The following is a 19,639-nucleotide window of genomic DNA, read 5'->3' as shown; positions in this document are numbered from 1 at the left end:
TCATCAGCTTGGACAGGCTCCGATTCCGGCCTTTCGCACCCCCGTTCCGGCCGCGACGGTGGCCAGGGGTCTTTAGTCTGCTGAGTTGTGGGTGTCTCAGCGGAACAGGTGCGGACGGTGGGCCCGAGTGCGAGTGCCGCCGGCCCTCGGGAACGGCTGCCCGACGGACGCGCTTCCGGCGACGGGCCGGTACCCCGGCACGGCCGCGCCGCCCTGCTGCGCTTGGCCGCCTGGTTCGAGAACGCCGATGCCCGATCGGCCGACGAGATCTGCACCGCCGCCTTCGGGACGCAAGCCGCCACCCACCTCGGCGGCCCCTGCGACGAGCCCGCCGGCGCAACGGTCAGCTGGTGGGACGCGCCGCTGGCCAGCGTCGCCGCCGCGCGGTTGTCGAGCGCGCTGCCCGCGGACCCCGTGCGCGACCACACCGCGCAGCGCTCCCGGCTGCGCGACGCCGCCGAGTCCTCCGCTCATTGGCGCCGCACAGCCGCTCAGGAGTTGCGCCGCGTCCTGGCCGAGGCGACCGGCGGCGACTCCCGCATCCGGCTCTCCGATCCCGCCCTGGAGGTCCTGATGGAACTGCTCACCGCCGCGCTGGGCTCCGGCGACGCCACCCGCCGCCCCGTCTCGGTCGGCGACCTCGAACTCGGCGTCCGCCTGAACGTCCGCCACGACCCCGAGGCGTCCATCACGCTGCGCGGCTCCGGCGGCGACCTGAGCCTCGACGGCCTGCGGCTGCAGGTGACCACCTTCTCCGTGGCCGGGGATCCGCAGACCGCCTCCGAAGCCGATCCCGACAACCGCACCACACCGCCGTCCGGCATCGCCCTGCCGTTGGCCCGCGAAGCCTGACACCGGCCCGGCCCCGGCACCGACGGTGCGCGGGCCGCCCGACCGCACGCCCGTCCCCGCACCGCGAGGGTGGGAGGCGTCCCCGACCGACCGACCCACAGCGACGGAGGAGGTGGCGACGACCGTGACGTCCACGGAGGACATCGCCCTCACGGGCGAGCGCCAGGCCGCCGCCCGGCGGCTGCTGGCCGACCCGATCGTCACCGAGCGCACCCATCCCGAGGATTTCGCGCTCATCCGCGCGCACTCCGACTGGCTCATCCAGCGCTTCCGCCGTGTTCTCGGCTACGATCTCACCGTCGCCGCCGATCACGCCCGGCTGGCCAAGACCGGCCTGGTGCGGGCCGCCGCCCGCCCCCTGAGCCGCCCCAGCGGCGCGTACTTCACCCCCCGCGCCTATACCTATCTCGCGCTGTGCCTCGCGGTGCTGGTGGAGGCGCCCTCGCCCATCACGCTGTCCCGGCTGGCCGGCGACGTCGCAGCGGCCGCCGACGAGGCGGGCCTCGCGCTCGACCCCCGCGAGCGATCGGGGGAGCGCCGCGCCTTCAGCGTCGCGCTGCGCAAGCTCTGCGCGTGGGGAGCCGTCGCCGAAGAGCGGGAAGGCGGCCTGACCGACTACGCCGACGACCCCGCACAGCAGGTGCGGCTGAATGTGCACCACGCCGTGGTCCGCCGCGTGGTGGCCCACCCGCCGCACGCGACCGCCGACGCCCGCGCCTTCGTCGACGGCCACGACACCACCGACCCCGCGAGCGAGGACACCGGAGAGGTCGCGCTGCGCCGCACACTGGCCGAGACCGCGGTGCTCTACCGCGCCGATCTCTCCGAGCGCCAGCGCAGGCGGCTGGCCACCCACCAGTGGCGGGCCGTGGCCGAACTCGGCGAGCTGCTCGGCTGCGACGCCGAGATCCGCGCCGAGGGCATCGCGCTGATCATGCCCGGCGACGCCGCCGCCGAGGGGGTCACCGCGTTCCCCAGCGCCGACCCCGTCGGTCAGGCCGCCCTGCTGCTGCTGGAGAACCTGGTGGCCCGGCTGCGTCCGGGCGCGGTGCCGCAGAGCGGGGTGGAGGTGCCCGAGGATGTGCTGACCGCCGAGCTCGCCCGGGTGCACGCCGCCGACGCCCGCCCCGGCCACGGGGCCCGGTCGGCGCTGCGCCACGAGCCCGACCCCGATACGCTCACGGCCCGGGCCCTGCGACTGCTGCACGAGACCGGGATGCTGCACCACCCCGATCCGGCGAGCGGCGACCGCGCAGGGTGGCGGCTGCGGGCCGCGGCCGCCCGCTACGGCGGCCGTCCCGCCGACGCCCCCGGCGGCGGGACCCCGCCCGCCGGATCGGCGCCCACCGGCCACGGCCCCTCGCCGGGCGCGGAGGAAGAACCGGCGAGTCCCCTGTGACGACCGGGTGCCCCACTTGACCGAGGCGGGAGCACACCCGGCGCACTCGCACCATCCGGAAGAATGGCAGGATCGCCCGTCACCGGAGAATCCGGAGGCGCGGCGCGAGACGGTACAGAGCGGAGGACGGGCGATGACCGTCGCCAACGCCCACGGGCGGACGGAGCCGTCGCCGGCCGGCGACGGCACCGAGCAGCCGGGCGGCGCCATCGGCGCCCAGCAGTCCCCACCGGCCGGCGCAGCAGCGTCCCAGGAGGGCGCCGCGACCCACGCCGGTGAGCAGGGGCACACCTCCCGAGAGGGCGGCGTGCCCGCCGGCGACCTGCTCGGCGACACCGGTCCCGTCGAGCCGCCCGCGAACACGTCGGCCGCCGCCTCCTCCGGCGGCGCGGCCGCCGACTCCCAGGCCGACGACCCCGGTGCCGATGCCCGCGAGGGCGGCGCACCGGCGTCGCCGGGCCGCTACCGCCTCAACCGGGCCGGCATCCAGAACGTCTGGCACTACGACGACCACGTGTTCGACTTCGCCGACGGCCGCCTGCTGCTGCGCGGCCGCAACGGCGCCGGCAAGTCCAAGGCACTGGAGATGCTGCTGCCGTTTCTGCTGGACGGCGACGCCCGTCGGCTCGACACGACCGGCAGCAGCCGCACCAGCCTGCGGTGGCTGTTGCTGGAGGGCCGCGGCGGCGGTTCCACCGGGGGGCGGACGCCTTCCGCGGGCGCCGGTGCGCAGGAGCACGAGGGCCCCGGCGGTGACGGCGCCGCGGCCCTCGACGACCCCCTTGCCGACCCGGCCGCCGAGACCGCGTCCGCTCCGGACGGCGCCGCCGAGGACGACGGCCCCACCGCCACACTCGGCTACCTGTGGGTGGAGTTCACCCGCGCGGAAACCGCCGCCGCCACAGCGCAGGGCACCGCGGAGGCCGAGACGCCCGGCCCCCGACGCATCACCCTGGGCGCCGCCGTCACCGCCTCACCCGGATCCGACGCCCGCAGCGTGTTCTTCATCACCGAACGCGAGTTGGGCACCGACCTGCGCCTGGTCTCCGACGGCCGCCCCATGCCCGTCGACCGCCTGCGCACCGAGGTCGGCCCGCAGAACTGCTATGACACGCCGGTCAACTACCGGGCGCGGGTCATGCGCGAACTGTTCGGCATCGACGATCCGGTGCGCTACCGCAACCTCATCCACCTGCTGTACCGATTGCGCCGCCCCACCATCGGCGAGCGCCTGGAGGCCGGCGAACTCGTCTCCGTGCTCGCCGAGGCGCTGCCGCCCATGGACGAGACGGTCCTGGACGAGATGGCGCGCAACATCACCGACCTGGAGCAGGCCCGCGCCCGGCTGGAGGCCCTGCGAGCCGCGCGCGAACAGGTCGGCGACTTCCTCGCCGACTACCGCGGGTACCTGCACCGGACCCTGCGCATCCAGGCCGGGCAGGTCCGCGAGCAGGTGGACGCCCACCGCCGCCGCGACGCCGAGGTCGACCGGCTCACCGGCGAGCTGGAGGAACTGGTTACCGCCGAGAGCGCCGTCCAGGAGGAGCGCGACCGGTTGCGCCGCACCCGCGACACCGCGGCCTCCGACACCGCGACCCTCTCCAAGAGCGGCGACGCCCCCGACGCGGCTTCCGACTTCGAGCAGCAGGCGCGCGACGCCGCCGTCTCCGCCTACATCCGCGCCGCCGAAGCCGCCTCGGGGGCCGCGGGCTACGCGATCAGCAACGAGGAGCAGGCCAAACACCGCATCGGCGCCGACATCGCCGCGATCGAACGCTCCCTCGACAGCCTGGGCGGCCTGCACGAGCAGCTGTGCGCCACCGCCCGCGCCGCCGGAGCCGATCCCGCGGGCCTGGGCCAGGTGCCCCACCCCGTCCCGACCACCCTCGCCCCGCGGGAGAGCGTCACACGGGTGAACCTGGAGGGCCTGGAGCAGGCCGTGGAGCGCGATCCCGTATCCGGCGTCGACGTCGCCGACCTGCGCAACCGCCTCGCGGAGCTGCACGACCTGTTCACCTCCGCCGACGCGGCCGCCGCCGAACGCGAGGAAGCCGTCGCCGACCTCCTCGACCGCGCCGGCGAGCGGCAGGACGCCGAACAGCGCCAGGCGGCCCTGACCGGCGAGGCCGAGGCCGCCGACGCCGCACTAGAGCGCGCCCGCGAGCGGGAGCAGACCGCCATCGACGCCGTCCGCTCGGCCAGCGCCGACTACACCGAGCGCGTGCGCGGGTGGTGCGCCCGATTGCGCGAGAACGCCCCGGACGCCGATCTCGGCGCGCAGCTGGCCGAACTGGAGTCCCTGGTCGAGCTGCCGCTGGAGGACCGCCTGCGCGTCCTCGACGCCGACGTGCCCGAACGGGTCGCCCGCCACGCGCACGGCGTCGTCGACCCGCTGCTGCGGGAGCTGCGCACCCGCCGCGACACCGCCGTGGGCGAGGAGCGGGAGCTGTCCACCGAATTGGACGAGCTCTCCGAGCGCCGCGGCGCCGCCTCCGGCCACATCGCGCCCGAGCGCCCGGTGTGGGCCACGGCCGGGCGCGACGAGGCCGCCGGCGCACCCTTCTACCTCGCCGTGGACTTCGCCTCCGGCCTGTCGTCCGACGAAGAAGCCGGGCTGGAGGCCGCCCTTGAGGCCTGCGGCGTCCTGTCCGGCTGGATCGCCGCCGACGGCTCGCTCACCGACGGCATGACCCGCGACCTGCTGCTCGCGCCCGGCCGCCCGGTCAAGGGACGCAGCCTGCGCGAAGTCCTCGCACCGGCCGACGACCTGCCCGGAGGCATCACCGCCGGCGCGGTGTCGGCCCTGCTGGACTCCATCGGGCTGCTTCCGCCCCCCGGAGAAGAGGAGCCCGAGCCCCGCCACCGCCGCGACAGCCCTCCACCCGTGGCCAGCGCGGTCTCGCTGGACGGCCGCTGGCGGCTGGGCGCCGCCTCGGGCGCGCACAGCAAGTCCGGAGCCGAGTACATCGGCAAGGAGGCCCGCGCGGAGACCAGCGACCGCCACCTGGCCAACATCGACCGGCGCATAGCGATCGCCGAGGCGCTGCTCGCCGAGGCCGGGGAGCGCCGCGGCGACATCGAACGCCAGCACGCCTCGCTCGTCGAGACCGACCGGGCCCTGCCCGACCCGTCCGGCGTCCTGGCCGCCTGGTCCGCTTTGGACAACGCGCGCGCCTGGCTGGCCCAGACTCAGCGGGCGCACAACGCGGCCCGCGACGAGCTGGCCCGGGCCCGCGAGACCACGCTCGACCGCCGCTCCGCGCTGTCCGAGCCGGCCGAGCGGCACGGCCTGCCCACCGGTGCCGACGACCTCGCCGCCACCCGGACCGCCCTGCAGCGGCTGCGCGCCGAGCTGGCCGCCGGCCACCGCGACCTGGAGAGCCTCGCCGTCCTGCTGGAGGACTACCGCGGACACACCGCGGCCTGGGAGGACGCCCGCTCCGGGCGCATCCTCGCCGAGGACTCCCGCACCGCCGCCATCAGCGACATGATCACGGTGCGGCGCGAGATCGAGCTGACCGACCGGGCCCGCACCGCGGCGCCCGAGCAGATCTCCACGGCCGTCGACCAGGTGCGCGAGCGGATGGACGAGGCCGCCGCGCGGCTGCCCGAAGTCGAGCGCGAGGCCCAGCGCGCCCGCGACGATCGTGTCGCCGCGGAGACCCGCCTGGACACCGCCGTACTCGAACGCGCCGAGCAGGCCCGCCGCGCCCTGGGCGCCGGCGACGTGCTGCGCGCCATGCTCACCCGTGACGACGACGGCGGCGGCGCCGACGCGGCGCTGCTGGCCGCCGCCGGACTGGAGCGGCTCGCCGCCCACCTCGCCCCGTCCGCCGCTCCCGCCGGAACCCGGGCAACCGGTGAAGACACGAGTCCCGAAGAGGGCACCGACGCGGCCGATTCCGCCGATCCGCAGGAGGCCGACCACGACCTCCTCGCCGAGCGCGTCGCCGCGCTGGACGCATTGCTGTCGGCGCTGGAAAGCGGCCTCGACGCGCCCGCCGAGAGCGAGCTGGACGACAGCGGCATCCTGCGCCGCCGCGAGGAGCTGCACAGCCTGCTCTCCGCCGGCGACGCCATCGGTGCCTGGACGGAGCTGACCGAACCCGCCGGCGTCAAGCGGCTCACCGTGCACGGCGACGACGGCAGCCACGACATCACCGCCTACGCCGGCCACCTGGACGAGGCCGTGGCCGCCGCCGAGGAGGCGGCTCTGCTGCGCGAGGAGGAGGCGTTCGAGCGCCACCTGCTCGGCGAGCTGGCCGGCCACCTGCGGCAGCAGATCGAGGAGGCCCGCGCGCTCATCTCCACGATGAACGACGTGCTCGGCGACATCACCACCTCCCAGGGCCTTGGCGTGCGTCTGGACTGGCAGCTGGCCCCCGACGCCGATGAGGACATCCAGGCGGTCGTGCCGCTGCTCGCCCGGCCCCCGGAGCAGCGCACCCGCGTCGAGAGCACCCGGTTGCGCGACGCGCTGCGCCGGTGCATCGAAGCCATCCGCCGTCTGGACCCGACCGCCACCGGCGGAGCACAGCTGCGGGCCGCGCTGGACTACCGCTCCTGGTTCGCCTTCACCGTCTATGTGACCGACGCGGCACACCCCGACCGCGAGCGCCGACTCAGCCACCGCACCGCGCTCAGCCAGGGCGAGCAGCGCGTGGTCGCCTACCTGGTGCTGTTCGCCGCCGCGGCTGCCCAGTTCGGCTCTCTGGCCGCCCAGGCGCCGGCCGCGCCGCGCCTGATCCTGCTCGACGACGCGTTCGCCAAGGTCGACGAGCCGACCCACGGCCGCCTGCTGGGGCTGCTTGTCGAGCTCGACCTGGACTTCGTGCTCACTTCGGAGCGCGTGTGGGGCTGCTTCGCCAGTGTGCCGAGTCTGCACATCTACGAGTGCCTGCGCGATCCCGCCGTGCCCGGCATCGCGACCCTGCACTTCACCTGGGACGGCAGCAGGCGCAGGCTCGTGGGGGTGTGAGCCCCGGAACTGTCCACGGCCTTCGATGGGCTTGGGTGAACTTGTTCAAGTGTTGGGTTTATGCAATAATCGACTGTATGAGCCCGGTGCGTAACGGCGAGAAGCTGCCTATCTACAACCGGTTGCGTGTACTGCGTGCCGAGCGCGGTATCAGCCGGGCGGAGCTCGCGACGATGGTCGACGTCAATCCGCAAACCATCGGGGCGCTGGAGCGCGGCGACCATTACCCGAGTCTCGACCTGGCCTTTCGCATCTGCGACGTGTTCGGGCTCCCCGTCGAAGCCGTCTTCAGCAGGAAGCCGTTCGCGCCGCTGTCCACATCGGTGTACGGGGACCGGGAGGACAGGCGGTGATGTCGCGGCATCCGGGCGGGCACGCGGGTGCCGAGCGGGACCGATCGTCTGGAGTGGGGATGGAGCAGGAGCGACCCGCATGGCGGGGGCGCAGCGCGCGGCGCGCGGTCGCCGTGTTTTGGGCGCTGGTGTTCGCGGCGCTTGTGCTGAGTGCCCTGTTGTCCGAGCAGGCCGGTATCGGCGACGCCTGGTGGGTCATGTACGCCGTCTGGCTGGTGCCCTCGGTGGCGTTGCGGCTGATGACGCGGGGCATCGCGGAGGGCCCCGCCGACCGCCTGGACGAACGGGAGCTCGGTTTCCGTGCCCGGTACCTCGCGCTGGGCTACTACACCGCGCTGATCAGCGGCGCGGTCGTCGCGATCTACCTGGTGGTGGTCTCGCACGTCGATCCCGGCGACGTCGTGCGGGGGGCCCAGCTGCTGCTGGTCGCCGTCGGCCTGGCGGCCGCCGCGCCGACGGTCGCCTTCGCCTGGACGGCGCCCGAAGAGGAGCCGGACGACCTCGACGCGGCATGAGCCGTCGGCGGAGTGCCGCAGGGCCCCGCAGGTATTGACGGAGTCCACTTCACGGAGTCCTGCGGTGCGTGTCCCGCGCGATCGGAGGATCCCGTTCCGTCGCGTATGGCGCGCGGCCCCGTCGTTCGCTCTCGCCCGGCCCGGACGGCGCGGGTCGCGCTGCGCCCTCGGCGGCGCAGCCTCCGCTGTTGAGCCGGGGAGTCCCCCCGGCGCACAGCCGCCGCGCGCCGCACTCCCGTGCGGCTCGGCTCTGCGCAGCGCCACCTGCGCCGACCGGCACGGGGCGTGGGCACTACGCGGCCGCCCCGGGCCCGCTGGTCGACGGCGGAGGAGCCCGCGCGCTGAGCGCATCGATCCGGTAGGGCCCGCCTGGCGCGTCCCGGGCATGTCGCCATGTCCGCGTGCGCATCCGACTGAAGAATGGAATGGTCTGCCTGCTTTAATGTTGTGTTTTCACAACACAACGCTGTACTGTCCATCGCGAAGGCACGTAGATCCAAAGGGTGAGGGTTGTGGGTGGGAAGGACCTCCAGATCGACCGGGTCAGCAAGCGCTACGGCGACGTGCACGCCCTGCGCGAGATGACCTTCGACGTCGGCGAGGGCGGCATCTTCGGCTTCGTCGGCGGCAACGGCGCGGGCAAGACGACCACGATGCGGATCATCCTCGGTGTGCTCGCCGCGGACTCCGGCGAGGTCCGTTGGCGCGGTGAGCCCATCGGTCTCGAAACCCGCCGCGACATCGGCTACATGCCGGAGGAGCGGGGGCTGTACCCCAAGATGGGCGTGCGCGACCAGCTGATGTACCTGGCGCGGCTGCACGGCATTCGCAAACGGGCCGCGGGCGCCGCGGCCGACGAGTGGCTGGAGCGGTTCGGGCTCACCGAGCGCCGCCGCGACGAGCTCGACGACCTCAGCCTGGGCAACCAGCAGAAGGTTCAGCTCGCCGCCGCCCTCATCCACGACCCGGAGGTCCTCGTCCTGGACGAGCCGTTCTCCGGACTCGACCCCATGGCCGTGGACGTCATGAGCGAGGTGCTGCGGAAGAAGGCCGCCGCCGGCGTACCCGTCATCTTCTCCAGCCACCAGCTCGACCTGGTCGAGCGGTTGTGCGACCGGGTCGGGATCGTTCGTGCCGGAAGCATGGTGGCTTGCGGGCCGGTCGGCGAACTGCGCGACGGTTCTCGTCGGCGCTTCGAGATCGAGATCGCCGGCGGCCCCACCGGATGGGCCGACGAGCTGGACGGAGTGTCCGTTCTGGGCGCCTCCGGTGACCGTGTCCGTGTCGAGCTCGCACCTGGCGCCGATGAGCAGGCGGTCCTCGCGGCGGCGATGCGCAGTGGGCCGGTCGGTGAGTTCGTCCCGCTGCGTCCGACCCTTGCCGAGTTGTTCCGCACCGCCGTGAACGGGGAGGAGAGCGAATGAGCGCCGCGTCGCCGGTCGGCGGCCGACCGGGCAACTGGGCCGCGGTATTCCTGGTCGCCGAGCGCGAGATCACCACCCGGCTGAAGACGAAGTCCTACGTGATCGGCACCCTTGTGCTGCTCCTGCTGATCGGCGGTGGCGCGTTCTTCTTCCAGCTCCAGGGCCAGCAGGAACGCTACGTGGTCGCCGCCGCTCCCGAAGCCCGCGGCTACCTCGACGCGGTCCGCTCGGCAACGGGCGCAGCACAGGCCGACTTCGATCTGCGTGAGAGCCCCGACCCCGCACTCGCGGCGGACCGGGTACGCGACGGCGACATCGACGCCCTGCTGACCACGACCCCGGACGGACTGGAAGTCGTTGTGGCCGGAGGGATCGACCCCGGCCTGAAGGCGCTCCTGGACCGCGTCGTGCGAGCGGAGCGGACGCAGGCCGCGCTGGCGGAGGTCGAGGCCGACACGAGCGGCGTGCGGGCCGCGATGTCGGCCACCGCGGACGTGCGCGACCTGGAACCGGGGGGGTCCGGCGTCGGCGACCGCCTCTTCCTCAGCCTCGTGGCCGTGGGGTTGCTGTACGTCTTCCTCGTCGTCTTCGGCATTTACGTCGCCCAGGGGGTCGTCGAGGAGAAGGCGAGCCGCATCGTCGAGCTGCTGCTGTCGACCATCCGCCCATGGCACCTGATGTTCGGCAAGATCATCGGTATCGGGGCCGTGGGCATGCTGCAGTTCGCGGTCATCGTCCTGGCAAGTCTGGGAGCACTGGCGGCGACGGGCCGGCTCGACTCCGTCCCTGCGACCGCTACGAGCGCCGCCGCGTCCGCGCTGATCTGGTTCGTGCTCGGCTACTTTCTCTACGCGACGCTGCTCGCAGCCTCCGGAGCGCTGGTCTCCCGCCAGGAGGACGTCCAACCCGCCGTGCAGCCGGTGCTGGCGCTGCTGGGGGTGCCGTTCGTCGTCGGTGTCTACCTCGTCACGAAGAACCCGCTCGAACTGGGAGCCGCAGAGGCGCTTTCGGTGATCCCGCCCTTCTCCCCGGTGATGATGCCGCTGCGCGCCGCGCTCGGCGAGGTCCCGGTCTGGCAGACCGCGCTCTCCATCGTTCTAGCGCTGCTGCTGCTGGCGGGGCTGGTTGCACTGGGCGGCCGGATCTACTCCAACGCCATCTTGCGTACCGGCGGCCGGATCAAGATGGTGGACGCGCTGCGCACGCGGTGAGACTCCGCTGCGCAGGCCGGACAGCGTCTCCGTCTCCCGCATAGTCGCCGACGCGAGGCGTCACCCGTCCTTTCCGGGCCGAACGGAGCGGAACACCGCATCCCGCTCCCAACCGCCCCGCTCGCCGCTTGCATGCACAGCTCTGCGCACCGGCACCGCAAGGGCCTCCGCCGGCCGGCGGCACCCGCCCCGCGGCGCTTGGAGCCGCGGAACCGCCCCCACCCGATTCGACGGGTAAGCCGTGTTTAAGAACGCCGGTCTGCTGGGCGGCCTTGTTGGTCTGCCGGGTGGCGGGTGGTCTTGACTGAAAAGCGGCGGCGACGGCGGCGGATGGCCGGGCCTGCGGTCGTCGGGTCGGGTGCTCGCCGGTGGCGGCGGCCGACGGGGGCGGCGACGCCGGTAAGGCCGGGCCTGGGGTGGTCGGGGCGGTGGTCACCGGCCCTGGCAGTGGGTGGTCGAGCCCGGGGATCGCCGCTCGATTGTCGGCGCGGGCCCGACGCGGGGCGGTCGGCGGCGGTCATGCAGCCGGATCGGGGCCACGAGATGCACGTAAGTGCGGCGGCATCCGCCTCGGTACCACCCCGAGGCATCGTCCTCGCACGATCATTCCGCGATACGAAACAACATGGGGTGTTTTGTCCACCAATGCCCGAGTCTCCAGTGGGCCCGCGCCCGCGCCGCGGCGGCGACGGCGCACGAGGTGCGCTGAATGGCGCGAAAACAGCCCCCGGGGGTCAACTTTTCGTGCGTCTCGTGGCCAGCGCGCCCGCCGAGGCCGCGCGCAAAACGGGCATAGGCCCCCAAAAGTCGGCCTCATCGGGGGGTGGGGCAACCGGAGGCGACGCCGGGGCGCCACGAGCGACGTGTCGTCGCCCCCGCCCCCCGATCCGGCGCACCTTCGGGCCGTGCGGGCGCCCGCGACCGCGCCCCGCCGCGCGGCTGCCTGCCCGCGCGGGCCCGGCCGGAACACGGCGGCGGCGCCTCCCCGCCCCCGCGCCCGCTATGACCGACGTTCCGGGGGCGGCCGCGGGGATCGTGGCGAAAATCCCAAAAACGCCGACTGGAATTCGTCATACGGCCACGATCGTCCCGCCGCTCTGCGACATAACGGACACACGTCCCCTTTCCGGCCCCGCACCGCCCCTCGCCGGGCGGGCCACCACAGGCCACCGAAACCGACACCTGCGCCCCCGGTCCCATTGCTGCCGTCGCCGCCTCGTCGGGCGCGCCACCGGCGGGCACCCGACCCGTTGGGCGAGGGCGCCACCCCGCGGCGCCCTCGCCGCCCCTCCCCACGCACCGCCACCGGCGGTGCCCGCTCCCTCGACTGCGGGCCCCGGCCCGTCATCGTCCCCGGTGCCCGCTGCTCCCCATCCTTCAGCCCGCCGCCCGGCCGGGGGCAAGGCCAAGGGCAAGTCGGCGTAGCGGAGCCGAGCCGCACGGCCCGGCCGCCCATGGGAGCCGGACCGATCCAGACTCCTTAAACACGGCTTAGCGCTACTGCTTTGACCCGTCCTGTCCTACTCTGCAGGGCGAGGCCAACAATTGAGCGGGTGTGGTGACGACAGTGACGACGGGTCCTGCGACCTCCACCGGCGCTGCCCCGCGCCGGTACGACAGCAGTGCGGTGGCCGCGCGTTCGCTCCTGGACCGCCTGGCCGACTCCGGGCTGGAACCGGCGGCCCGCCGGTGGGTGATGGCGGCGCTGCATGGCGATGACGCCACGGCCGCCTGCGCCCGCGGCGAGGAGGTCCCCGATGCGGTTCCCGACGCCGGCGACGCTGCGGCCCCGGACGCGGCGGCCCACTCGCGCCGCAGCTTCCTGAGCCGGATCGAAGTGCAGGGCTTCCGCGGCATCGGGCGGTCCAGCGCGCTGGAGTTCCACCCGGGCCCCGGGCTGACGGTCATCGTGGGCCGCAACGGATCGGGCAAGTCCAGCTTCGCCGAGGCTGCCGAGGCCGCGCTGACCGGGCGCAACCTGCGCTGGGACGCGATGCCGGCCGGGTGGCGCGACGGTTGGCGCAACCTGCACTTCGACGATCGCACCGAGATCACCGTCGGCATCCACCTGGCGGGCGACCCCGGACCGACACGCGTGACCCGTACGTGGACCGGTGAGAGCGTGCGCTCGGCGCGCGGCGAGGTGATCTCGCCCGACGGCACCGTGTCGCGGCTGCGCAATTGGGGATGGGACCCCGAGCTGGCCCGCTACCGCCCGTTCCTCTCCTACGACGAGCTCGGCCGCGCCGTCACCGGCCGCGCCGCCGAGCTCTACGACACGCTCACGGCGCTGCTGGGCCTGACCGACCTCACCGAGGCCGAGCGGCGCCTGGCCAAAGCCTGCGACCGGCTGACCAAGCAGCGCGACCGTCCCGGCCACGAGCACGGCTACCTCGTGCAGCGGCTGCGGGCGAGCGGCGACCGCCGCGCCCAGACCGCCGCCGACCTGCTCGGGGCGGAGTCCCTGGACCTCGACAGGCTCGCCTCCCTCGCCGCCGACGACGGGCCCGCCGACCCCGGTCAGCACGTGGTGCTGCGCCGTCTGCGCCGCCTGTCGGTGCCCGAGCGCGGCCTGCTCACCGATGTCGTCAACGAGTTGCGCGGTGCGGCGATGGAGTTGGCCATGGCGGCGGGCACCAAAGGCGACCGCGCCCGGGGCGTGGTGGACCTGCTGAACCGCGCCCTGGAGCACCACGAGCGCCACCCCTCCGACACCGACTGCCCCACCTGCGGCTCGGGCGGCGCCCTCGGCTCCGACTGGGAACAGCGCGCCCGCGCGGAGATCCGCAAACTGGAGCCGGTCGCCGCGAACGCGGCGGCCGCCTACGAGCGCGCCGAGAACGCCCGTGACCAGGCGCGTTTTCTTATGGCGCCGATGCCGTCGTGGCTGCCGCCGGACAGCGAGCTCGGCCGCGTGTGGGCCGAGTGGGAGGCCGGCACCGAGATCGGCGACCTGACCCGGCTCGCCGAGCACATCGAGACGGTGGGGCGCCGGCTGCGGTCCACCGCGATCGCGGCGCGCAAGGCCGCGGGAGAGAAGCTCGACGATCCCGACGACGGCTGGGCCGACCTCGCCGAGCAGCTCGGCGCGTGGGTCCGCGACGCACGGGCGGCGGTGAGCGCGGACGAGACACTGGGCCCCGCCGAGCGGGCCCTGGATTGGTTCAGCGCGATCGCCCGGGAGATCCGCGCCGAACGGCTGCGGCCGCTGGCCTACCACGCCGAGCAGGTCTGGCACCGGCTGCGCCAGGAGCGCCGCATCGACCTGGAGGCGCTGCGCCTGGTGGGGCGGGGCGCGCGCAGGCGCGTCGCCGTCGACGTGGCCGTGGACGGCACGGAGAACGAGGGCAACGCGCCCGGCCTGCTCAGCCAGGGCGAGTTCCAGGCGCTGGCGCTGTCGATCTGCCTGCCGCGGACCATGGTGCCCGACAACCCGTTCGGGTTCCTGCTGCTGGACGACCCGGTGCAGGCGATGGACACCGAGACGGTCGAAGGGCTGGCGGCGGTCCTGGCCGAGGTGGGGCGGCACCGCCAGCTGGTGGTTTTCACACACGACACCCGGCTGCCGGACGCCCTGCACCGGCTCGGACTGCCCGCCGACATCCGCCGCATCCAGCGCGACGCCATGTCCAACGTCTGGGTCGCGGAGTCGGGGCGCACCGGCGAGGCGGGCGCGGAGCCTGCCCAGGCCGGCGCGCAGCCCCCGGCGTCCCCGGCGGCGGGCGGCGGCACCTGGACGCCGACCGCGGACCAGGGGTCGTGGCGGGGCGCCGGCTACGGCTCCGAGCCGGGCCCGTTTCCGGGGCCGGCGTGAGCCGCCGCACCGCCGCGGCATCCGATTTGGCAGAGCACCCCCGGATCCCTGTATAGTCATCACCAACGCGAACGGCGGGAACCCCCGGGGGCCCCGCGCAGGCGCGCCCCTTTAGCTCAGTCGGCAGAGCGTCGCCATGGTAAGGCGAAGGTCTACGGTTCGATTCCGTAAAGGGGCTCCACCACTTGATTGAGGTTGCGAACCGCTCAGGTGGGACAGGCCGGAGGGACCTGAGTTCCCCGGTCCGTCCCGGGTTCGGGTATTCTGATTGGGTACCCGGTCTGCCCGGGATCACGGCGGAGTAGCTCAGTTGGCAGAGCAAACGGCTCATAATCGTTGTGTCGTCGGTTCGAGTCCGGCCTCCGCTACTGCCCTCGTCGCCCCTGCCAGCGCAGGGCGCTGCGCGGGTTCTGAAGTTGTGTCCACTGTTACCAGCGAGAAAGGCACTCCGACGTGGCTGTCACTGACGTCAGGCCGAAGATCACCCTGGCCTGCCAGGAGTGCAAGCACCGTAACTACATCACGCGCAAGAACCGTCGGAACAACCCCGACCGTCTCTCGCTGAAGAAGTTCTGCCCGAACTGCCGGCAGCACCGCGAGCACCGCGAGACCCGCTAGTCGGCCGCGCCTTCCGGGCGCCCCCGGCGGATGGCTCCGGTGTGCCGCGCCAGCGTCACCGGGCACGCGAGCACCAGCCCAGCGAGCATTCCCGCTCGCTGGGCCATTAGTGTTCCACCTGTCCCGCCGGGCGGGGGCTTCGGCCGCGGTACAGCACAGTGAGAGGGAGCCGATGGGGATCAACCGCGAATACCTGGGCAGGGAGTACCGCTCCCCGCAGCCCTACGAGGTCACCAGGGGCAAGATCCGCGAGTTCGCCGAGGCGATCGGTGACCCCAACCCCGTCTACGTCGACACCGACACGGCGCGCGCCGCCGGCTACGACGACGTCATCGCCCCGCCGACCTTCCCGGTCATCATGGGCATGGAGGGGATGTCCCAGGCGGTCGTCGACCCGGAGTTGCGGTTGGACTTCTCCATGGTGGTCCACGGCGACCAGAGCTTCACCTACCGGCGCCCGCTGCGGGCGGGCGACGTCGTCGAGACCGTCACCCGGATCGCCGACATCGCCACCCTCGGCGGCAACGAGCGGCTGACGTTGGAAAGCGAGATGCGCACCGTCGCCGGCGAGCACGTGCTGACCGCGGTGAACATGCTGGTGGTGCGCGGCGCCGCCGAGCCGGGTGGAAACGGGCAGGGGAGCAGCGAATGACCGCCATCGTCCGCTACGCCGACGTCGAAACCGGCACCGAGATCCCCGAGCAGGTCTACCCGGTCCGCCGCATCGACCTCATCCGCTACGCCGGCGCCTCCGGCGACTTCAACCCCATCCACTGGAACGAGCGCACCGCCAAGGCCGTGGGCCTGCCCGACGTCATCGCGCACGGCATGTTCACCATGGCCCAGGCGGGACGCCTCGTGACCGACTGGGCCGGCGACCCCGGCGCGCTGGTGGAGTACAAGGTGCGCTTCTCCGCCCCGGTCGTGGTGCCCGACGACGACAACGGCGCCGAGATCAGTGTCAGCGGCGTCGTCAAGGAGAAGCTCGACGACAACCTGGTGCGCATCGCGCTGACCGCCCGTTCCGGCGGCGCCAAGGTGCTGGCGCGCTCGACCGCCCTCGTCCGCCTCGCCTGAGTCCAGCGGCCCCCGCTCGCGCGGCCGGGGGCCTGCCACACCCGACCAGCCAGGGGTTGCCCGTGTCCCGTCCCGAGTCCGAACCCGCCGCAGGCGCAGACGGCGCCTCGGCGGCCCACGCGCCCGGTACGGCCGCCGACGTGCGGCTGGCCGACTACACCACTCTTGGCCTCGGCGGGCCCGCCTCGCGCTTCCGCGTCGCAGCCGACACCGAGGAGCTGATCGCGGCGGTCGCCGAGACCGAGGCGTCGGGTGACGCGCTGCTGGTGCTGGGCGGCGGCAGCAACCTCGTCGTCTCCGACCGGGGCTTTCCCGGCACGGTCGTGCACGCGGACTCGCGCGCGCTGTCCTTCCACGAGGCCGGCGGCGACCGCGTTCGCGTCCGGGCCGGCGCCGGGGTGCTGTGGGACCCGCTGGTCGAGCAGGCGGTGGCCGAAGGGCTGAGCGGTGTCGAGTTCCTCTCCGGAATCCCCGGCCGGGTGGGGTCCACCCCGATCCAGAACGTCGGCGCCTACGGCCAGGAGGTCAGCCAGACCATCGTCGAGGTCGTGGTCTACGACCGGCGCAGAGGCGAAAGGCGCACGCTGGGCAACGCCGACTGCGGTTTCGGCTACCGCGACAGCGCCTTCAAGGGCAGCGACCGCTTCGTGGTCTGCGAGGTCGTCTTCGAGCTGGCGCGTTCGCCGCTGAGCCGCCCCATCCGCTACGCGGAGGTCGCCCGCGCCCTGGACACCGAGGCCGGCGCCCGCGTGCCGCTGGAGCGGGCCCGCCGGACCGTGCTCGGACTGCGCCGCGGCAAGGGCATGGTGCTGGATCCGGCCGACCCCGACACCCGCAGCGCGGGTTCGTTCTTCACCAACCCGGTCCTCGACCCGCCGGACTACGCCGAGTTCACCCGCCGCGCCGCCGACCTGCTCGGCCCCGACGTGCACCCGCCCGCCCATCTCGACGACGCGGGCCGCGCGAAGCTGTCGGCGGCCTGGCTCATCGACCGCGCGGGCTTCCCCCGCGGCTACGGCGCCCCGGCCCGGATCTCCACCAAGCACACCCTGGCCCTCACCAACCCCGGCGACGCCACCACCGCAGATCTCCTCGCCCTGGCCAGGGAGGTCCGCGCCGGGGTCGGCAAGTCCTTCGGCGTGACCCTGGTCAACGAGCCCGTCCTGGTGGGCGTGGAGCTCTGAGTTCGTCGCTCCCATGCGGCCGGGCACTGTGGAACCTCGAATGCGACCAGAGGAGAGGATCACCTGAGCCGGGCGGGCGGCTTCGGGCCGCCTGTCCGGATTCGCGCCCCCGCGAGCACCCTTGGAAAACGGCGCGGGCACCTTTTGTTTTCGGCGCGGCCAACTTTCCTATTAGCCATTCTTGCGGCAACCGATCGGAATGCCCAGGAATTGCATGATCCTATTTCCCTGTTAATCTGGAAAACGTCGAAGGGGAGTAGTCCTCGGTATCGCACGGTCGACACGCTGGCGGCTCGTCCGCCCGGCCGTGCGGGTCTGTGCTGCGGTTATATCGCCGGTGGCCAGGCGGACGAGACCTTCGGGCCGGCAGGAGCGACGCCGGGTCGGAGCCTCGTTTCCGCATCCGCCCGGGTCTGCGCAGAGCACGGAGGGTCGGCAGATCTATGGATTTCCTGTTCGCGGTCGCGGTGAGTACCGGGGCGATATTCGTCGCCGAAATGGGGGATAAGACGCAGCTGGTCGCCATGTCGCTGGCGACGCGTTACCGGGCCGCGACGGTCCTGCTGGGCATCACCGCCGCGACGGTGGCCGTGCACGGACTCAGCGTGCTGATCGCCGAGGTGCTGGGGTTCGCTCTGCCCACCGACTGGATCACGCTGGTCGCCGGGCTCGCCTTCGTCGGTTTCGGCGTGTGGACGCTGCTCGGCGACGAGCTCACCGACAAGGACGAGGAGCGCGCGGCTTCGCGGCGGATCCGATCGGGGATCATCACGGTCGCCGCGGTGTTCTTCGTCGCCGAACTGGGCGACAAGACCATGCTCGCCACCATCACCGTGGGCACTCAGTACGACTGGGTGCCGGTATGGATCGGTTCCACGGCCGGGATGGTCGTAGCCGACGCGCTGGCGATCGGCCTGGCCGCCGTCCTGGGCAAGCGGCTGCCCGAGCGTGCCGTGCAGATCGGCGCGGCACTGCTGTTCTTCCTCGCCGGCGGGGCGATGGTGTTCCAGGGTGTGCGCGCGCTCGCCGGCTGATGCTCCGCCGCCGACGACCGCTCTCACCCCGCGTCGGGCGGCGCTGCCAGCCAGGCGTCCACGCCCGCCAGCAGCTCCTTCTTCAGGGCCTCCGGGGCGCCGGAGCCGCGGATCGACATCCGCGCCAGCTCGGCCAGCTCCGGGTCGGTGAAGCCGAACACCTCGCGGGCGATGCGGTACTGCTCGACCAGCCGCGGCCCGAACAGCAGCGGGTCGTCGGTGCCCAGCGCGACCGGCACGCCCGCTTCGAAGAGTCTGCGCAGCGGGACCCTTTCGACCTCGTCGAACACCCCGAGCGCGACGTTGGAGCTGGGGCAGAGCTCCAAGGTGACGCCCTGGGTGGCGATGTGCTCCAGCAGGTAGGGGTCCTCGGTCGCCCGCACCCCGTGTCCCACCCGGTCGGCGGCGAGCTCCTCCAGGCACTCCCGCACGCTGCGCGGCCCCTGCAGCTCTCCGCCGTGCGGCGCCGAGAGCAGGCCCGCGCGCCGCGCGATGCGGAAGGCGCCCTCGAACTCCAGCGCCCGGCCGCGCCGCTCGTCGTTGTTCAGGCCGAAGGAGACGACGCCCCGGTCGGCGTACTTGGCGGCCAGCCGGGCCAGCGCCTTGGCGTCCAGCGGGTGCTTGGTGCGGTTGGCCGCGACCATGATCCCGATCCCCACGCCGCTCTCGTGCTCGGCCGCGCGGGCCGCGTCGAGGATCAGCTCCAGTGTCGAGGTCAGCCCGTCGAAGCGGGCGGCGTATCCGCTGGGATCGACCTGGATCTCCAGCCATCCCGAGCCGGCCGAGCGCTCCTCCTCGGCGGCCTCGCTCAGCAGCCGGTACATCGCCTCGGGGGTGCGCAGCACCGAGCGCGCGATGTCGTAGAGCCGCTGGAACCGGAACCAGCCGCGCTCGTCGGTCGCCCGCAGCCGGGGCGGCCAGTCGGTCGCCAATGCGTGCGGCAGGTGCACGCCGTAGCGCTGCGCCAGGTCGACGAGGGTCGCATGCCGCATCGAGCCGGTGAAGTGCTGATGGAGGTGGGCCTTGGGAAGCCGGGAGATCGGACGTGCCATGTCCCAAGGGTGCCTCAACGCGAACGGCGGTGCCGGAGGTCGGCGGGAAATCCTCCGGCACCGCCGCGGCGGTCGTCGCCGGCGGCTCGACGGGCCGTGCGGCCGAAAGGGGCGCGGCCCTCGGCTAC

General features: G+C 73.4%; 15 protein-coding genes and 2 tRNA genes. 15 read left to right on the top strand and 2 right to left on the bottom strand.

Annotated elements, in window-relative coordinates:
* Positions 1-87 precede the first annotated feature (87 nt).
* The 4 genes from EKD16_RS20705 (at position 88) to EKD16_RS20690 (ending at position 7,582) form a co-directional block, all read left to right on the top strand.
* The gene (locus EKD16_RS20705; protein WP_242677089.1) at positions 88-852 is read left to right on the top strand and encodes a DUF2397 family protein; all 765 of its coding nucleotides are present in this window, start codon (positions 88-90) and stop codon (positions 850-852) included.
* Positions 853-976: 124 nt separating this feature from the next.
* Entirely contained in the window at positions 977-2,251 is a 1,275-nt protein-coding gene (locus tag EKD16_RS20700; RefSeq protein ID WP_131100558.1) for a DUF2398 family protein, read from the top strand.
* Positions 2,252-2,384: 133 nt separating this feature from the next.
* Entirely contained in the window at positions 2,385-7,229 is a 4,845-nt protein-coding gene (locus EKD16_RS20695) for a TIGR02680 family protein (RefSeq protein ID WP_131100555.1), read from the top strand.
* A gap of 77 nt (positions 7,230-7,306) precedes the next feature.
* Entirely contained in the window at positions 7,307-7,582 is a 276-nt protein-coding gene (locus EKD16_RS20690) for a helix-turn-helix transcriptional regulator (protein WP_131100552.1), read from the top strand.
* On the opposite strand, the gene EKD16_RS26625 is transcribed toward EKD16_RS20690, so the two are convergent.
* A complete protein-coding gene (locus EKD16_RS26625; protein ID WP_394347355.1) occupies positions 7,518-7,760 on the bottom strand; it encodes a hypothetical protein in 243 nt (80 codons plus the stop codon). The two genes, EKD16_RS20690 and EKD16_RS26625, sit on opposite strands and share 65 nt — an antisense overlap.
* On the opposite strand from EKD16_RS26625, the gene EKD16_RS20680 reads away from it, so the two are divergent.
* From EKD16_RS20680 to EKD16_RS20630, 11 genes are all read left to right on the top strand, one after another.
* Positions 7,642-8,097, top strand: coding sequence for a hypothetical protein (locus EKD16_RS20680; protein WP_242677088.1), 456 nt, complete (start codon positions 7,642-7,644; stop codon positions 8,095-8,097). The genes EKD16_RS26625 and EKD16_RS20680 overlap by 119 nt on opposite strands.
* Before the next feature lie 512 nt (positions 8,098-8,609).
* Complete coding sequence (locus EKD16_RS20675; protein ID WP_131100543.1) at positions 8,610-9,521, top strand: ABC transporter ATP-binding protein; 912 nt, start codon at positions 8,610-8,612, stop codon at positions 9,519-9,521.
* The gene (locus tag EKD16_RS20670) at positions 9,518-10,732 is read left to right on the top strand and encodes an ABC transporter permease (protein ID WP_131100540.1); all 1,215 of its coding nucleotides are present in this window, start codon (positions 9,518-9,520) and stop codon (positions 10,730-10,732) included. The genes EKD16_RS20675 and EKD16_RS20670 overlap by 4 nt, the downstream gene beginning before the upstream one ends.
* 1,558 nt (positions 10,733-12,290) lie before the next feature.
* A complete protein-coding gene (locus EKD16_RS20665; RefSeq protein ID WP_394347289.1) occupies positions 12,291-14,546 on the top strand; it encodes an AAA family ATPase in 2,256 nt (751 codons plus the stop codon).
* 105 nt (positions 14,547-14,651) lie between these two features.
* A tRNA-Thr gene (locus EKD16_RS20660) sits at positions 14,652-14,727 on the top strand.
* A 114-nt stretch (positions 14,728-14,841) separates the two neighbouring features.
* Positions 14,842-14,914, top strand: a tRNA-Met gene (locus EKD16_RS20655).
* 85 nt (positions 14,915-14,999) lie between these two features.
* A complete protein-coding gene (rpmG, locus tag EKD16_RS20650) occupies positions 15,000-15,164 on the top strand; it encodes a 50S ribosomal protein L33 (protein WP_040274966.1) in 165 nt (54 codons plus the stop codon).
* A gap of 172 nt (positions 15,165-15,336) precedes the next feature.
* A complete protein-coding gene (locus EKD16_RS20645; protein ID WP_131100534.1) occupies positions 15,337-15,816 on the top strand; it encodes a MaoC family dehydratase N-terminal domain-containing protein in 480 nt (159 codons plus the stop codon).
* Positions 15,813-16,241: a MaoC family dehydratase gene (locus tag EKD16_RS20640; RefSeq protein WP_131100531.1), complete on the top strand. Its 429-nt coding sequence runs from the start codon at positions 15,813-15,815 to the stop codon at positions 16,239-16,241. Before EKD16_RS20645 ends, EKD16_RS20640 begins: the two co-directional genes overlap by 4 nt.
* Positions 16,242-16,381: 140 nt before the next feature.
* On the top strand, positions 16,382-17,425 hold the full coding sequence (locus tag EKD16_RS20635) for a UDP-N-acetylmuramate dehydrogenase (protein WP_131102826.1): 1,044 nt from the start codon (positions 16,382-16,384) through the stop codon (positions 17,423-17,425).
* Positions 17,426-17,868: 443 nt separating this feature from the next.
* Positions 17,869-18,459, top strand: coding sequence for a TMEM165/GDT1 family protein (locus tag EKD16_RS20630; protein ID WP_131100528.1), 591 nt, complete (start codon positions 17,869-17,871; stop codon positions 18,457-18,459).
* A 23-nt stretch (positions 18,460-18,482) separates the two neighbouring features.
* Here the strand turns inward: EKD16_RS20630 and EKD16_RS20625 are convergent, their stop codons facing one another.
* Positions 18,483-19,511 carry an adenosine deaminase gene (locus tag EKD16_RS20625; protein ID WP_131100525.1) on the bottom strand — a complete coding sequence of 343 codons (1,029 nt, stop codon included), beginning with the start codon at positions 19,509-19,511 and terminating at the stop codon, positions 18,483-18,485.
* Between the last annotated feature and the right edge of the window lie 128 nt (positions 19,512-19,639).

The sequence above is a fragment of the Streptomonospora litoralis genome, assembly GCF_004323735.1.
Taxonomy (GTDB): domain Bacteria; phylum Actinomycetota; class Actinomycetes; order Streptosporangiales; family Streptosporangiaceae; genus Streptomonospora; species Streptomonospora litoralis.
Note: the sequence above shows the minus strand (reverse complement) of the source record. Positions and strands in the feature narration are given on the sequence as shown.

What these genes read in the sequence shown, in the direction of transcription:
- EKD16_RS20645 (WP_131100534.1), top strand. Translation starts at nt 15,337, where the DNA reads ATGGGGATCAACCGCGAATACCTGGGCAGGGAGTACCGCTCCCCGCAG.
- EKD16_RS20670 (WP_131100540.1), top strand. Translation starts at nt 9,518, where the DNA reads ATGAGCGCCGCGTCGCCGGTCGGCGGCCGACCGGGCAACTGGGCCGCG.
- EKD16_RS20625 (WP_131100525.1), bottom strand. Translation starts at nt 19,511, where the DNA reads ATGGCACGTCCGATCTCCCGGCTTCCCAAGGCCCACCTCCATCAGCAC.
- EKD16_RS20695 (WP_131100555.1), top strand. Translation starts at nt 2,385, where the DNA reads ATGACCGTCGCCAACGCCCACGGGCGGACGGAGCCGTCGCCGGCCGGC.
- EKD16_RS20690 (WP_131100552.1), top strand. Translation starts at nt 7,307, where the DNA reads ATGAGCCCGGTGCGTAACGGCGAGAAGCTGCCTATCTACAACCGGTTG.
- EKD16_RS20640 (WP_131100531.1), top strand. Translation starts at nt 15,813, where the DNA reads ATGACCGCCATCGTCCGCTACGCCGACGTCGAAACCGGCACCGAGATC.
- EKD16_RS20680 (WP_242677088.1), top strand. Translation starts at nt 7,642, where the DNA reads ATGGAGCAGGAGCGACCCGCATGGCGGGGGCGCAGCGCGCGGCGCGCG.
- EKD16_RS20630 (WP_131100528.1), top strand. Translation starts at nt 17,869, where the DNA reads ATGGATTTCCTGTTCGCGGTCGCGGTGAGTACCGGGGCGATATTCGTC.